Here is a 14976-nt window from a genome sequence, read left to right as displayed (position 1 = left end):
TCGAAGCTGAATTCAGGGCGGCGATTATAGACGCCTGGGCGGGCGGGCGCGAGGCATGCGATCAGCTTTTAACAGGACGGCGTCAATGCGGGCGCTCGCACTGGCATATCGCTTGCTTGGAACAGTCATCAGCACTCGTTCCAACGGTGGAGCGATGCACAGACAATGGCGCCGTTTTCGTCCTTGCTTTATGCAACGGCTTGAACGACGCTTTTTTTATGGAAGAACCCCTCATCGGGCCAGCTACAAACGCTCCCGAGACAGGCTTTTCCGGAAAGGAAGAAACGCTTATGAATACCTCCACAAACGATCCGCTCGCCTGGGTGAATGGCAGCGATGCGCCAGAAATGAACAGCCTCGACCTGGGCTTCATGGCGTTGTCTGACAGTGCATCGTTGGTGGTGGCCGCCACTCAGGGGTTCGCCCAGCCTTATGGCCTGACCCTCAATCTCAAGCGCCAGGCTTCCTGGGCCAGCCTGCGTGACAAACTGGTCAGCGGCGAACTGCATGCCGCCCACAGCCTTTACGGCCTGATCTATGCCGTGCAACTGGGCATCGGCGGCGGTCCCGCGACGGACATGGCGGTGTTGATGGGCCTGAACCAGAACGGCCAGAGCATCAATTTGTCTCGACCGCTGCAAGATGCCGGCGTGATCACTCCTGAGGCACTGGACCGGCGCGCGCACCAAAGCGGCCCAAAGCTGACCTTCGCCCAGACCTTCCCCACCGGTAACCATGCGATGTGGTTGTATTACTGGCTGGCCAGCCAAGGCATTCATCCGCTTCACGATGTGACCAGCGTCGTCGTGCCGCCGCCGCAAATGGTTGCGCACCTGCAGGCCGGGCGTATCGACGGCTTCTGCGTTGGCGAACCCTGGGGTGCCAGTGCCGTGCAGCGACAACTGGGTTTCACCTTCGCCACCAGCCAGGCGATCTGGCCGGATCACCCGGAGAAAGTCCTGGGTTGCACCCGCGAGTTTGTCGAACAGAATCCCAACACGGCCCGCGCACTAGTGAAGGCCGTTCTGGAAGCCAGCCGTTTCATCGAAGAAAATCAGGAAAACCGCCGCAGCACCGCGCAGCTGATCAGTGGCAAAGACTATCTGGATGCACCCGCCAGCTGCATCGAGCCGCGTTTGCTCGGCGAATATACCGATGGGCTGGGCAACCAATGGCAGGATAATCATGCCCTGCGCTTTCATCGCGGCGGCGCAGTGAACCTGCCTTACCTGTCCGATGGCATGTGGTTCATGACCCAATTCCGCCGCTGGGGCTTGCTGCGCGAGGACCCGGACTATCTGTCGGTCGCCACACGCGTTCACCAACTGGAGTTGTATCGCCAGGCAGCGGGTGAAGTGGGCATCGAAGTCGCTGCTTCGGCCATGCGCAGCAGCCAGTTGATCGACGGCAAAGTCTGGGACGGCAGCGATCCGGCGGGCTACGCGCGCAGCTTCAAACTGCATGCGCTGGCTGATACCGCCCCCGACGTTGTCAGCCGCTGAGGGCCGCAATCATGCTACGTATCCTGTTGATCAACGACACACCGAAAAAAGTCGGACGCCTGAAAGCGGCGCTCTCCGAAGCGGGATTTGAAGTCATCGACGAGTCCGGGCTGATCATCGACTTGCCCGCTCGGGTTGAAGCGGTGCGCCCGGACGTGATCCTCATCGACACCGAATCCCCGGGCCGCGACGTCATGGAGCAGGTGGTGCTGGTCAGCCGTGATCAGCCGCGCCCCATCGTGATGTTCACCGACGAGCACGATCCCGACGTGATGCGCCAGGCGATCAAGTCCGGGGTCAGCGCCTACATCGTCGAGGGCATTCTTGCCCAGCGCCTGCAGCCCATCCTCGATGTCGCCATGGCACGATTTGAGAGCGATCAAGCCTTGCGTGCCCAACTTCAGGCACGCGATCAGCAATTGGCCGAACGCAAACGCATCGAACTGGCCAAGGGCTTGCTGATGAAAATGAAGGATTGCAAGGAAGAAGAGGCCTACACCCTGATGCGCCGTCAGGCCATGAGCAGGCAGCAGAAACTGATCCAGGTGGCCGAACAGATCATTGCCATGAGCGAGCTGCTGGGGTGATGCGGGCCAACGAAAAAGCGTCCTTCGCGTCTCTGGCCCAGCTTTTGCTTAGCTAATCACACAGGTAGCCAACGGCGGTTGCCCCACTTACGACAAAGACGTCGCACACCTCTTTCGCCAACGCGAATCGGGTTGCGGCGTTTTTTGCGTTTTGGCCCCAGTGATTGGGGCCGGTGGAGCCACCGAGGTTATGGATGCTCCGCCTGCAGGTCTTCGCCCGCTGCGGTTCATGAACCGACAGACTTCCTTTATGCAGATGAGGTGTTCAATGAATACAAGTTTCTGGAAAGCCGGCCACAAACCGACTCTGTTCGCTGCCTTCCTGTATTTCGACCTGAGCTTCATGGTCTGGTACCTGCTTGGCCCTTTGGCGGTACAGATCGCTGCCGACTTGCACCTGACCACGCAACAACGCGGCCTGATGGTGGCAACGCCGATTCTGGCCGGTGCGGTGCTGCGCTTCGTCATGGGTTTGCTGGCTGATCAACTGTCGCCGAAAACTGCCGGCATCATTGGCCAGGTCATCGTCATCTGCGCCTTGTTCGGTGCCTGGAAACTGGGTATTCACAGTTATGAGCAGGCCTTGATTCTCGGTCTGTTCCTCGGTATGGCCGGCGCTTCATTCGCTGTCGCCCTGCCGCTGGCCTCGCAATGGTACCCGGCCGAGCATCAGGGCAAGGCCATGGGCATCGCCGGTGCAGGCAACTCCGGCACGGTTCTGGCCGCGTTGATTGCGCCTGTTCTGGCCATGGCGTTCGGCTGGAGCAATGTGTTCGGCTTCGCCGTCATCCCGCTGGTCCTGACGCTGATTGCCTTCTGCCTGATGGCACGCAATGCACCAGAACGCTCCAAACCCAAGTCCATGGCGGACTATCTCAAGGCATTGGGTGATCGTGACAGCTGGTGGTTCATGTTCTTCTACAGCGTCACCTTCGGCGGTTTCATCGGCCTTGCCAGCGCCCTGCCCGGCTATTTCAACGATCAATACGACCTGAGCCCGGTCACCGCCGGTTATTACACCGCAGCCTGCGTGTTTGGCGGCAGTCTGATGCGTCCATTGGGCGGTGCGCTTGCCGACCGGTTTGGCGGGATTCGCACCCTGTCCGGCATGTACGCCGTGGCCGCCATCTGCATCGCCGCTGTAGGCTTCAACCTGCCCAGCTCGTGGGCGGCACTGGCGCTGTTCGTCGCGGCCATGCTCGGTCTGGGCGCGGGTAACGGCGCAGTATTCCAACTGGTGCCACAACGTTTCCGTAAGGAAATCGGCGTCATGACTGGTCTGATCGGTATGGCCGGCGGCATCGGTGGCTTCTTGCTTGCAGCCGGTCTGGGTGCAATCAAACAGAACACCGGTGACTATCAGCTCGGCCTGTGGCTGTTCGCCTTCCTTGGCGTACTGGCCTGGTTCGGCCTGCTCAACGTCAAGCGTCGCTGGAGAACCACCTGGGGTTCGGCAGCAGTTACCGCCGCCCGCGTCTGAGGTAGTTGATGAGCCTGCAACTGAGTTTCGCCCAGTGCAGCGCCAGCGGCCCGCGACCGGAAAACCAGGACGCTCTGCGCCTGGTGACACCGGTCCCGGCGCTCGCCGCCAGCAAGGGTTATCTGTTCGCCCTTGCCGACGGCGTCAGCCAGTGCGTCGATGGCGCACTGGCCGCGCAATCCACCTTGCAGGCCCTGGCGCTGGATTACTATTCAACGCCGGAAACCTGGGGCGTCGCCCAGTCACTGGATCGCCTGCTGCTGGCGCAGAATCGCTGGCTGCTGGCCAATGGCTTGCTGACCACCCTGAGCGCGCTGGTGCTGCGCGGTCGCCGTTTTACCCTGGCCCATGTCGGTGATTGCCGGGCCTATCGCTGGCACCGGGGTGAATTGCAACGCATCAGCGAGGACCACGTCTGGGAACAGCCGGACATGCAGCATGTGCTCAAGCGCGCGCTGGGGCTGGATCAGTACGTGGTCATGGATTACCTGGACGGCGAACTCCGCGAAGGCGAACGTTTGCTGCTGGTCAGTGACGGGGTCTGGGCCACGCTGGGCGATGCCAGCATCCGCTCGATTCTCACCGAACAGGACGACCTGGACAGCGCGGTGCAGACCCTGGTCAATGCCGCGCATCTGGCCGGGAGTCAGGACAATGCCAGCGCCCTGCTGATTCACATCGACAAGCTGGGCCAGGACGATCTTGGCGATACGCTGGTCCAGCTTCAACAATGGCCGCTGCCGCCAACGCTGAAAGCCGGTCAGCGCTTCGAGGGCTTTGAAGTGGTCAGCCTGCTGGCGGAATCGCGGCAGTCATTGCTTTATCGGGTCTGCGATCCGCTTGGCCAGAGTTGGCTCCTGAAAACCCTGCCGACCAATCGACATGACGAACCCAACGCCGGGCAAAGCCTGTTGCTGGAGGAATGGTTTCTGCGGCGGGTGGCCGGGCGCTACTTTCCAGAACTTCATCCTGCTCCCGAACGTCAGCATCTGTATTACCTGATGCGCGAATACAGCGGCCGTACGCTGGCCGAGCTGTTTGCGCTCAGTGGTCCTGTTTCGGTGGCGCATTGGCAGGATCTGGCAACACGCCTGTTGCGCGCGGTGGGTTTGCTGCATCGGCGCAATATCATTCATCGCGACATCAAGCCGGAAAACCTGCTGCTGGATGACGACGGCGAACTGCGCTTGCTGGATTTCGGGCTGGCGTATTGCCCCGGTTTGTCCGCGCACGCTGACGAACTGCCCGGCACCCCGAGTTTTATTGCGCCCGAGGCTTTCAACGGCGCAGAACCCGGCCCACAGCAGGATTTGTACGCCGTCGGCGTCGCCCTCTACTACCTCCTGACCGGCCATTATCCTTACGGCGAAATAGAGGCATTTCAACACCGGCGGTTCGGCACACCGGTTCCCGCCAGCCGTTATCGACCGGATGTGCCGGACTGGCTGGATCACAACCTGCAACAGGCCCTGCACGCTGAACCGGGTTCCCGCTACGAAACGGCGGAACAGTGGCTGCTGCAGCTGGAACAGGCCGAACACCGTCCAGTCGTCCAGCATCGGCCGCTGCTGGAACGCGAGCCGCTCAAGGTCTGGCGCACGTTGGCGCTGGTGTCGTTGCTGGTGAATCTGATCCTGATCATCTGGCTGTTGCGCCACTGAGCATTGCGCCCCGCTTCGGTGCAGCGCGCACCAAAGCGGGAACCTCAGTCATTCCGTTGGAGATTCCGTTGGAGCGCGGCTTGCCCGCGAAGGGGTCATCCCGGCGACTTAATGTCAGCAGGGAGACCGATTCGCGGGCAAGCCTCGCTCCTACTGACTCTGTACCACCTCATGCATCCAATCTGGCACAACCCATGCATATCCCATCTCAAGCAACTCACATATAGCCCTGACCTTCAACGACGAAGGCCCGGGCTTCCCGAGATAACGGGATCGGACAAAGGCGTCCTCGCTAGGTAACTAGCGGGACGCCTTTTTTGTTTGCACGGATTTTGTCGAGCGCGCCCATGGTGGATCTCGGAGGCAACATGAAAAAACTCAAACTGGTGATGATCGGCAATGGCATGGCCGGGGTGCGAACTCTGGAAGAGCTGCTCAAGCTGAGCGACGACCTGTACGACATCACCGTGTTCGGCGCCGAGCCGCACCCCAATTACAATCGCATCCTGCTGTCGCCCGTGCTGGCCGGCGAGCAGAAATTCGACGAAATCGTGCTCAACGATCTGGATTGGTACCTGAGCAACAACATCAAATTGCTGCTCAATCGCAGCGTTGTCAGAATCGATCGAATCAAAAGAATCGTCACCGCCGACGACGGCACTCAGGCGCACTACGACCGACTGCTGATCGCCACCGGCTCCAAACCGTTCATTCCGCCGATTCCCGGCAACACGCTGGATGGCGTCATTGGCTATCGGGACATCGCCGACACGCAGCAGATGATCCATACCGCGCGCACCCATAAACATGCCGTAGTCATCGGCGGCGGGCTGTTGGGCCTGGAAGCCGCCAACGGCCTGAAGCTGCGCGGCATGGACGTCACGGTGGTGCACATCGGCAAGTGGCTGCTGGAACGCCAGCTGGACCAGACCTCGGCGCAATTGCTGCAGCACGCCCTTGAAGAGCGCGGCCTGAAATTTCGTCTTGGTGAGCAAACCAAGGCCCTGCTCGACGACGGCGAAGGTCGGGTCAAAGCCGTGCAGTTCTCCAACGGCGATGTTGTTCCGGCGGATCTGGTGGTGATGGCCGCTGGCGTGCGCCCCGCCATCGAACTGGCCGAGCAGGCGGGCATCCCGTGTGACCGAGGCATTCTGGTCAGCGACACCCTGCAGACCTTCGATCCACGAATCTACGCCATCGGCGAATGCGCCAGCCATCGGGGAACGGCCTACGGCCTGGTTGCGCCGCTGTTCGAACAAGCCAAGGTCTGCGCCAATCACCTCGCGCAATTGGGCTTCGCCAGCTACAAAGGTTCGGTGACCTCGACCAAACTGAAAGTGACCGGCATCGACCTGTTTTCCGCTGGCGACTTCATGGGTGGCGACGGCACCGAAAGCATCACCCTTCGCGACCCCGTCAGCGGCAGCTACAAGAAACTGGTGATCAAGAATGACCTGCTGGTCGGCGCTTGCCTGTACGGCGACACTGCGGATGGCGGCTGGTACCTGCGGCAGATTCGCGAAGCACGCTGCATCGGTAACAGCCGCGATCACTTGATGTTCGGCGAACACAGCCTGGGCGCTGCCACCGGTGTAAATATGGGTGTTGCGTTATGCGCCTGACCGAGACCGACGTCCAGACTCAAATCACGGCATCAACCTGCTGTTATTGCGGCGTGGGCTGCGGTGTGTTGATCGAGCATGACGAAGATAAAATCCTCGGCGTCAGCGGCGATCCACAGCACCCGGCCAATTTCGGCAAACTGTGCAGCAAGGGCTCAAGCCTGCATCTGACCGGCGATCTCAGCGCCCGAGCCTTGTATCCGGAGCTGCGTCTGGGCAAATCCCTGGCCCGCAGCGTTACCGACTGGGACACCGCCCTGGATCACGCCGCCGATGTGTTCGCCCGGACCATTGCCGAACACGGCCCGGACAGCGTGGCGTTCTATATTTCCGGGCAACTGCTGACCGAAGACTATTACGCGTTCAACAAACTGGCTCGCGCGTTGGTCGGCACCAACAATATCGACAGCAATTCGCGCCTGTGCATGTCCTCCGCCGTGGTGGGCTACAAACGCAGCCTGGGTGCGGATGCGCCGCCGTGCAGTTACGAAGACATCGAACTCAGCGATTGCGTGCTGATCGTCGGCAGCAACATGGCCTACGCCCATCCGATCCTGTTTCGGCGCCTTGAAGCCGCGAAAAGCAGCCGCCCGGAGATGAAAATCATCGTCATCGACCCGCGTCGCACGGACACCTGCGAGCTGGCCGATCTGCATCTGGCGATTCAGCCGGGAACCGATGTCGCCCTGTTTCACGGCATCCTGCATCTGCTGCTCTGGGAAGGCTGGATCGACCGAGACTTCATCGACACACACACCGAAGGCTATGCCGAGCTCAAGGCTCTGGTTCACGATTACCCACCGCAGCGGGTTGCAGAGTTGTGCGGCGTGTCCGTCGAGCAATTGCAGACCTGTGCGCGCTGGGTCGGCCAGGCGCCGAGTTTCCTGTCGCTGTGGTGCATGGGTCTGAATCAGTCCACGTCCGGCAGCGCGAAAAACAGCGCGTTGATCAACCTGCATTTGGCGACCGGACAAATTGGCCGTCCCGGTGCCGGACCTTTCTCCCTGACCGGTCAGCCCAACGCCATGGGCGGCCGGGAAACCGGCAGTCTGTCCAACCTGTTGCCCGGCCACCGGGAAGCCGCCAACCCTGAGCATCGCGCCGAAGTCGCCGAATACTGGGGGATCGACAGCCTGCCGGAAGCACCGGGGTTGTCCGCCATCGAACTGTTCGAGCAGGTGCAGGCCGGCAAGATCAAAGCCTTGTGGATCGCCTGCACCAACCCCGCGCAATCGTTGCCGGATCAACACAAGATCCAGCAAGCCCTGACCATCTGCCCGTTCGTGGTTCTGCAAGAAGCCTTTCGCACCACCGAAACAGCGCGCTTCGCCGATCTGCTGCTGCCCGCCGCCAGTTGGGGCGAAAAAGAAGGCACGGTGACCAATTCCGAGCGGCGTATTTCCCATGTTCGCCGAGCGATTCCTGCACCCGGCGCAGCGCGGCCGGATTGGGCGATCACTGTAGATTTCGCCCGACGCCTGCAAGCCCGGCTGCAACCCGGCGCGCCTGCGCTGTTCGAGTTTGCCCGACCGCAAGCGTTGTTCGACGAATACAAAGTCCTGACTCGGGGCCGCGATCTGGACTTGTCCGGCATCAGCTACGCGATCCTCGACCAGAGCGGCCCGCAACAATGGCCGTTCCCCCAAGGCGCAGCAGTCGGTACAGCACGATTGTATGCGGACGGGATTTTCCCCACGCCGTCCGGTCGCGCCCGATTTATTGCCGACGTCTATCGTGCGCCCAGCGAGCTGCGTGACGCGCGCTATCCGCTGACCCTCAACACGGGGCGCCTGCGTGACCAATGGCATGGCATGAGCCGTACAGGCACCGCCGCGCGCCTGTTTGGCCATGTCAGCGAAGCGGTTCTGGGCCTGCACCCTGACGAATTGAATCGGCACCGCTTGCAGCCCGGTGATCTGGTGAGCCTGACCAGCCGACGCGGCAGCCTCGTGGTGCCGGTTGGCAGCGACGACAGCCTGCGTTCGGGGCAGGCATTTTTGCCCATGCATTGGGGTGATCGCTTCCTCAAGGGCGGGGTCAACCTGCTGACCCAACCGGCGTTCGATCCTTTGTCCAAGCAGCCGGAGCTGAAGCATTCAGGTGTACGCATCGACAAGATTGACTTGCCCTGGAAGCTCTTCGTCCTGATCGAAGGCGATGTGCAGAACTTGCTGACGGCGATACGCCCGCTGTGCGAGGCCTTCGATTACGTCAGCCTGGGCCTGGCCGGTCGGGAACGTCCGGGGTTGGTGATCAACGCCGCCAACGCCGCAGCACCAGAGCCAGAGCTGTTGCAGGAAATCGACCGGATACTGGGCCTCAATGAAGGGCCGGTCATGGCCTACGACGACCCGAAGCGCTCCATCGGCAAGCGTGTACGTCTCGAAAACGGGCAGATTACTGCCGTGCGGCTGGCGGGGGAAACCCTGGCTCGCCACTGGCTGCAAAGCCAATGGCTTGACGGCAGCCTCAATGACAATTTGCGGCGCTGGTTGCTGGCGCCGCTCAGCACGCCGCCGGGCGCGAGCTCGACACCAACCCGCGGCGCGAAGATTTTGTGCAACTGCATGAACGTCAGTGAAGGGGCAATCGTTGCCGGTATCGCTCAAGGCCTGGACTTGGGTCAATTGAAGACACAACTGGGCTGCGGCAGCATGTGCGGCTCCTGCGTGCCAGAAATCAAACGGCTGCTGACAGCGGTCGCGATCAATTAAGAGGTGAGCAGCATGAGTGCAAAAGTCTGGCTGGTGGGCGCAGGTCCCGGTGATCCGGAGTTACTCACTCTCAAGGCCGTGCGGGCGTTGCGGGAAGCCGATGTGGTGCTGATCGACGATCTGGTCAATACCGCCGTGCTGGAACATTGCCCGAATGCTCGGATTATCCCGGTCGGCAAACGCGGCGGCTGCCGCTCGACCCCGCAGGCGTTCATTCATCGTCTGATGCTGCGTTACGTGCGCCAGGGCAAATGCGTGGTGCGCCTCAAGGGCGGCGATCCGTGCATTTTCGGACGCGGCGGCGAAGAAGCCGACTGGTTGCGCGCGCGGGATGTCGAGGTCGAACTGGTCAATGGCATCACCGCAGGCCTGGCCGGCGCGACTCAGTGCGGCATCTCCCTGACGTTGCGCGGCATCAGTCGCGGCGTCACGCTGGTCACTGCGCATACTCAGGATGACAGCAGTCTGAATTGGCAGGCGCTTGCACAGACCGGCACCACATTGGTGGTGTACATGGGCGTGGCGAAACTGGCGGAAATCCGTGACAGCCTGCTGGCCGGCGGCCTCGCCGCGCAAACGCCGGTGGCGATGATCGAAAATGCTTCCTTGCCACAGCAGCGCGAGTGCCGCAGCTCTCTGGCGGACATGCAGCGCGACGCCGCGACCTTCCAGTTGAAAAGCCCGGCGATTCTGGTGATCGGCGCGGTAGCGGCTGTCGATCAGGCAGAAATGGCCGATTGGCTGCAAACCCAGGCCAGCGTGGGCTGATCCAGTCATCAGTGGGATGAGACGTAAATCGAGGGCGATGTCGGCGCGGGCAAGGCGTAGCTGCGCCGGATGCGCGCCACTTCGCTGTGCGGCGTGAGACCGAAAAAGCGTTTGAATTCGCGACTGAACTGCGACGGGCTTTCATAGCCGACACTGAAACCGGCGATTGCCGCCGTCATGTCGCTGCGCAGCATCAACAGCCGCGCCTGATGCAGCCGCGTAGATTTCAGGTACTGCATGGGCGAAGTATCGGTCACCGCACGAAAGTGCGAATGGAAGCTGGAAGCACTCATACCCGCCTCTTTCGCCAAGCCGTCCACATCGAGCGGCTCCTGATAACAGCCGTGAATACGCTGGATCGCCTTGGTGATCTTGCCAAATTGCCCCTGGCTGTTGAGCGCAGCGCGCAATGAACCACCCTGCTCGCCGCAGATGACTCGGTAGTAGATCTCCCGCAGCAGTGAAGCGCCCAGAATCCGCGCATCGGTCGGATCACTCATGGCTTCGAGAAAGCGCAGCGTGGAGTGCCTGAGCGAATCCTCCATGGGCGACGAATACATGCCTCGCGGCTGCGGCTGAGTCGCGCCTTTGCCCTCATCGACTTGCAGCATCAGTTCGGCGGCGAGAGTAAAATCCAGACGCAGATATACCGCCAGCATCGGCTCTTCAGCGCTGGCGTCGGTTTCCATGGTGAACGGCACCGGCACCGCAACCACCAGGTAATGCTGGGCATCGTAAAGGTAGATTTCATCGCCGAGATAGCCGCGCTTGCGACCCTGACAGAGGATCACGATCCCCGGTTCGTAGAGCACCGGGGTGCGCGTCAAAGGCCGATTGGAGCGCAGAAAGCGCACATCATCCAGGGCCGACAGGTTGTAGCCTTCATCAGGCGCCAGCTGCTCGATCAACTCAATCATGCGCGTTTTTGTATCGTGCTCTTGGCTCATTGCTACCTCTTCAGCCATCGGTGGAGCGTGTCAGGGTTTCCCAAACGTCGATTTGCTCCAGCCTGCGCTGCAATTCGCTCCTGACCAATTCCAGCGCATCGCTGCCGAGCAACAGGTGCGCAGGCGGCGTCGGGCTGGCGATCAGCTGCAGAATGGCCAGCGCAGCTTTGCGTGGATCGCCCAATTGCTTGCCGCTTTTATCTTCGCGAGCCTTGCGAATCGGATCGAACGACGCGTCATAGTCGGCAATTGCCCGGGGGCTCCTGAGCATCGACCGCCCCGCCCAGTCGGTACGAAACGAGCCCGGCGCCACGGCGGTGACGAAAACACTGAAGGGTTTGAGCTCCTTACTCAGCGTGTCGGAAATGCCCTCAAGGGCGAATTTGCTCGCGCAGTAGTAAGAGATGCCCGGCATGGTGATAGATCCGCCCATGGAGGTGATGTTGATGATGTGGCCGGTCCTGCGCTGCCTGAAATAAGGCACGAACGCCTTGGTCACCGCCACTGCGCCGAACACATTCACATCGAACTGCCTGCGCATTTCTTCGATGGGCGATTCCTCGAAAATGCCTTCGTGGCCATAACCCGCGTTGTTGACCACCACATCCACCGGGCCAAAGTCGGCTTCTGCCTTGGCGACTACGGCGTCGATGGCGGCAAAATCGGTCACGTCCAGGATCACGCCATGCGCCTGACCCGTAGCGCTGGTTTCGAACGACTCCAGCGCTTCGGCGTTGCGAACCGTGCCGATGACGCGGTGCCCTGCCGCCAACGCCTCGATTGCCAAGGCTTGACCAAAACCGCTACTGACCCCGGTGATGAAAATCGTTTTTGCAGCTGTCATGACTGGTCCTCGATCAATGGTTGAGAGGGCCATGCTACGACTCCAGGCCTCGGACCGGATGAGCGTTTGCTCCGTGGATATTGCCTATTCCTCCAATATCCGCACTCATGCCTCGTCAGCTTGCGAAGGACAAGGGTCAAATCCCGGGCAAAGAAAAGCCCGGCATAAGCCGGGCTCTTCTATTGAAGCGATTTAAAGCGGGCTAATTACTTAGCTTGGGCTTCAACTTCGGCTTCTACGCGACGGTTAACAGCGCGGCCAGCGTCAGTTGCGTTATCAGCAACTGGACGGGATTCGCCATAACCAACCGAGTTTACGCGGCTAGCGCCAACACCGTACTGGTTAACCAGAACCTGTTTAACGGCGTTTGCACGACGCTCGGACAGTTTTTGGTTGTAAGCGTCAGGACCGACGGAGTCAGTGTGACCTTCAACAGTGGTGGTAGTCGATGGGTACTGTTGCATGAAGTCAGCGAGGTTCTTGATATCGCCGTAGCTGTTAGGCTTGACTACGGATTTGTCGAAATCGAACTTCACGTCCAGCTCAACACGAACCACTTCGGCAACTGCTGGGCAGCCATCAGCGTCAACAGTTACGTTGGCTGGGGTGTCCGGGCACTTGTCGACGTTGTCGCACACGCCGTCGTTGTCGCTGTCGGAGCACACTTCAGCTACTGGAGCTGGTGCTGCTTCAACTTTCTTCGAACCGCCACCGAAGTTTACGCCGATACCGACGCTTGGAGCCCACTCGGTGTCGCCTTGGTCGATGTTGTACTGAGCTTCAACGCCTGCACGGGCATAGAAGTTTTCGGTGAAGTAAAGCTTGGCACCGCCGCCAACGTTGGCGAAAGTGGAGCCGTTACGACCACCGCGGCCGTTCTGACCGATGCTCTGATCGGAGAAACCAGCCGAGACGTAAGGGCGCAGCATGTCGCCCGGATTGTTGAAGTGGTACAGAGCGTCAAGAGCGGTATCGGAGCCCTTGATGTTCTTGCCCGAGTCGCTACGAACGTTGTGCACTTCGTCGTAGCCCAGACGCAATTCAACATCGTCAGTCAGGAAGTAGCCAACAGAGCCGCCGAACAGGTTGCCGTTGTTTTTGAAGTCACGGGCGCTGTCGTACATTTCTTTCTTGGCGAAGCCTTCGATTTCGACTGCGCCTTGGCCTTGTGCCAGAGCGCCGAACGATGCAGCGGCAACAATAGTACCAATGGCCAAGCCCAAGGTGTTTTTCAGTTTCATCCGTTAAATCCCCATCTGGTGATTGTAAAGCAGTCCCACATATAAGGGACAACTCGTGGGCAAGTCTATCAGAACTTGCCCGATTGTTAGAGGTATTTGCACCGAGTTAAGTTTCGGTAACGCCTGCAAATTTCTCACGTAATTTATCAAGAGCCCGCTTGTAGCGCATTTTCGTTGCGCTCAAGCCCATGTGCATGATGTCTGCGATCTCCTGAAATTCCAACTCTGCGACAAATCGCAGCACCAGAATCTCCCGATCAATCGGGTTCACATGCACCAACCAGCGATCGAGTCCACCCGGCTCTTCAGGTTTAGGCGTCTTGTCATCAGACGCTTCCTCAAGTGGATCCAGACTCAAAGCGTCCATCAAGCGACGCTTACGCCGTTCCTTTCTGTACTGCGTAATGCATTCGTTGTAAGTGATGCTGTAGAGCCAGGTTTTGAATTTCGATTTGCCCTCGAAATTCTTCAAGCCATACAACACCTTAAGCATCACTTCCTGACAGACATCATCTGCATCGCGATCGTTCCCTAAATAACGTGCACAAACGTTAAAAAGTGTCCGTTGATAGCGACGCATCAACTCTTCGTAGGCCCGGGTCACGTGAAACAGCTCGACGTGCGCGCGCGCGACCAACTCCTCGTCAGAGAGCTCGCGGGGGTCGTAGCGCATCGATAGCGGTTGGGGTTTATTCAAAACAAGTCGTGCCGACAGTCGGGTCAATGTCCGCCACTGTCCGGATTCCGGGGATTCGTGGCGGCATACATTAGCAGGTTAGCCGCCTAACGGCTGCTCACTCGCTGTTCGAGGAGGATCCGGTTGGACAATGAAACCAACTCTCCCTCATCGGTCAGCAGGGTGGTTTTCACCGTGCCAATCTCTTCAATCTGGCCTTCGACCTCGCCCACACGCACTTGTTGCCCTACCTGATACAACTCCCGCACATAAATTCCCGCCAGTATCTGGCCTGCAATTTCGCGACTTCCGAGGCCCATGGCCAGCGCAACTGCCAGACCAACGGTAATCAAACCAATCACAATCACATGATTAAGGAGGTCGGTCTTGACCTCCAACTGGCTGATCGCCACCGAAATACTGATGATGATGACCAGGCCCTGCGCAATTCTTCCCAGCCCGGCCGAGTAATCCAGCCCTACACCTTCAGCGGCTCCGCGCACCAGGCCGTTGACCAGTTGCGCCAACAGCACTCCCACGAGCAACACCAAGGCAGCACCGAATACCTTCGGCAAGTACAACGCCAACATGTCCAGCGTCGCGGAAACCCGTTCCAGACCAAGCGACTCGGCCGCCGACACCAGGAAAATCAATAATACAAACCAGTAAACAATTTTGCCAATCAGCGTCGAGATCGGCACTTGAACGCCAGCGCGACTGATCAGCTTGGTCAAACCGGTACCGCCCATCAGGCGATCCAGGCCCAGTTTGGCCAGTAACTTGGACAGTAATGTATCGAGCAGCTTGGCAACAACAAAGCCCAGCAATACGACAACAAGAGCACCGAACAGGTTAGGGATGAAATTTGCAACTTTGGTCCACAATGCAGTCATTGCGGCAACCAGGCTCTGTGTCCAGAGATCCAATTCCATGT

At 59.8% G+C, this 14976-nt stretch carries 11 protein-coding genes and 1 pseudogene; 7 read left to right on the top strand and 5 right to left on the bottom strand.

All coding sequences use genetic code 11. The annotated features are described in order from the left end of the window. The first annotated feature begins 290 nt into the window (after positions 1 to 290). From ACP7E4_RS10705 to cobA, 7 genes and pseudogenes are all read left to right on the top strand, one after another. Entirely contained in the window at positions 291 to 1502 is a 1212-nt protein-coding gene (locus ACP7E4_RS10705; protein WP_426114878.1) for a CmpA/NrtA family ABC transporter substrate-binding protein, read from the top strand. Positions 1503 to 1513: 11 nt separating this feature from the next. Then, positions 1514 to 2089: an ANTAR domain-containing response regulator gene (locus tag ACP7E4_RS10700; protein WP_020290156.1), complete on the top strand. Its 576-nt coding sequence runs from the start codon at positions 1514 to 1516 to the stop codon at positions 2087 to 2089. A 268-nt stretch (positions 2090 to 2357) separates the two neighbouring features. After that, a complete protein-coding gene (locus ACP7E4_RS10695; RefSeq protein ID WP_426114880.1) occupies positions 2358 to 3569 on the top strand; it encodes a nitrate/nitrite transporter in 1212 nt (403 codons plus the stop codon). An 8-nt stretch (positions 3570 to 3577) separates the two neighbouring features. Next, positions 3578 to 5230: a protein kinase domain-containing protein gene (locus tag ACP7E4_RS10690; RefSeq protein WP_426114882.1), complete on the top strand. Its 1653-nt coding sequence runs from the start codon at positions 3578 to 3580 to the stop codon at positions 5228 to 5230. Between the two features lie 368 nt (positions 5231 to 5598). Then, positions 5599 to 6810, top strand: a pseudogene (locus tag ACP7E4_RS10685) (NAD(P)/FAD-dependent oxidoreductase); the annotation flags it as partial. Positions 6811 to 6842: 32 nt separating this feature from the next. Beyond that, positions 6843 to 9566 carry a molybdopterin-dependent oxidoreductase gene (locus ACP7E4_RS10680; protein ID WP_426114884.1) on the top strand — a complete coding sequence of 908 codons (2724 nt, stop codon included), beginning with the start codon at positions 6843 to 6845 and terminating at the stop codon, positions 9564 to 9566. Between the two features lie 12 nt (positions 9567 to 9578). Then, on the top strand, positions 9579 to 10334 hold the full coding sequence (cobA, locus tag ACP7E4_RS10675; RefSeq protein ID WP_426114886.1) for a uroporphyrinogen-III C-methyltransferase: 756 nt from the start codon (positions 9579 to 9581) through the stop codon (positions 10332 to 10334). Positions 10335 to 10342: 8 nt separating this feature from the next. Here the strand turns inward: cobA and ACP7E4_RS10670 are convergent, their stop codons facing one another. The 5 genes from ACP7E4_RS10670 to ACP7E4_RS10650 all read right to left on the bottom strand — a co-directional run bounded on the left by ACP7E4_RS10670 (position 10343) and on the right by ACP7E4_RS10650 (position 14974). After that, entirely contained in the window at positions 10343 to 11281 is a 939-nt protein-coding gene (locus ACP7E4_RS10670; RefSeq protein ID WP_426114888.1) for an AraC family transcriptional regulator, read from the bottom strand. 10 nt (positions 11282 to 11291) lie between these two features. Beyond that, the gene (locus tag ACP7E4_RS10665; protein ID WP_426114890.1) at positions 11292 to 12125 is read right to left on the bottom strand and encodes an oxidoreductase; all 834 of its coding nucleotides are present in this window, start codon (positions 12123 to 12125) and stop codon (positions 11292 to 11294) included. 206 nt (positions 12126 to 12331) lie between these two features. Continuing rightward, positions 12332 to 13366 carry an OmpA family protein gene (locus ACP7E4_RS10660; RefSeq protein ID WP_020290163.1) on the bottom strand — a complete coding sequence of 345 codons (1035 nt, stop codon included), beginning with the start codon at positions 13364 to 13366 and terminating at the stop codon, positions 12332 to 12334. Positions 13367 to 13472: 106 nt separating this feature from the next. Next, entirely contained in the window at positions 13473 to 14063 is a 591-nt protein-coding gene (sigX, locus tag ACP7E4_RS10655) for an RNA polymerase sigma factor SigX (RefSeq protein ID WP_426114892.1), read from the bottom strand. An 86-nt stretch (positions 14064 to 14149) separates the two neighbouring features. Then, positions 14150 to 14974 carry a mechanosensitive ion channel family protein gene (locus tag ACP7E4_RS10650; protein ID WP_020290165.1) on the bottom strand — a complete coding sequence of 275 codons (825 nt, stop codon included), beginning with the start codon at positions 14972 to 14974 and terminating at the stop codon, positions 14150 to 14152. Positions 14975 to 14976: the final 2 nt, after the last annotated feature.

The sequence above is a fragment of the Pseudomonas sp. DSP3-2-3 genome (genome assembly GCF_049898225.1).
Lineage (GTDB): Bacteria > Pseudomonadota > Gammaproteobacteria > Pseudomonadales > Pseudomonadaceae > Aquipseudomonas.
Note: the sequence above shows the minus strand (reverse complement) of the source record. Positions and strands in the feature narration are given on the sequence as shown.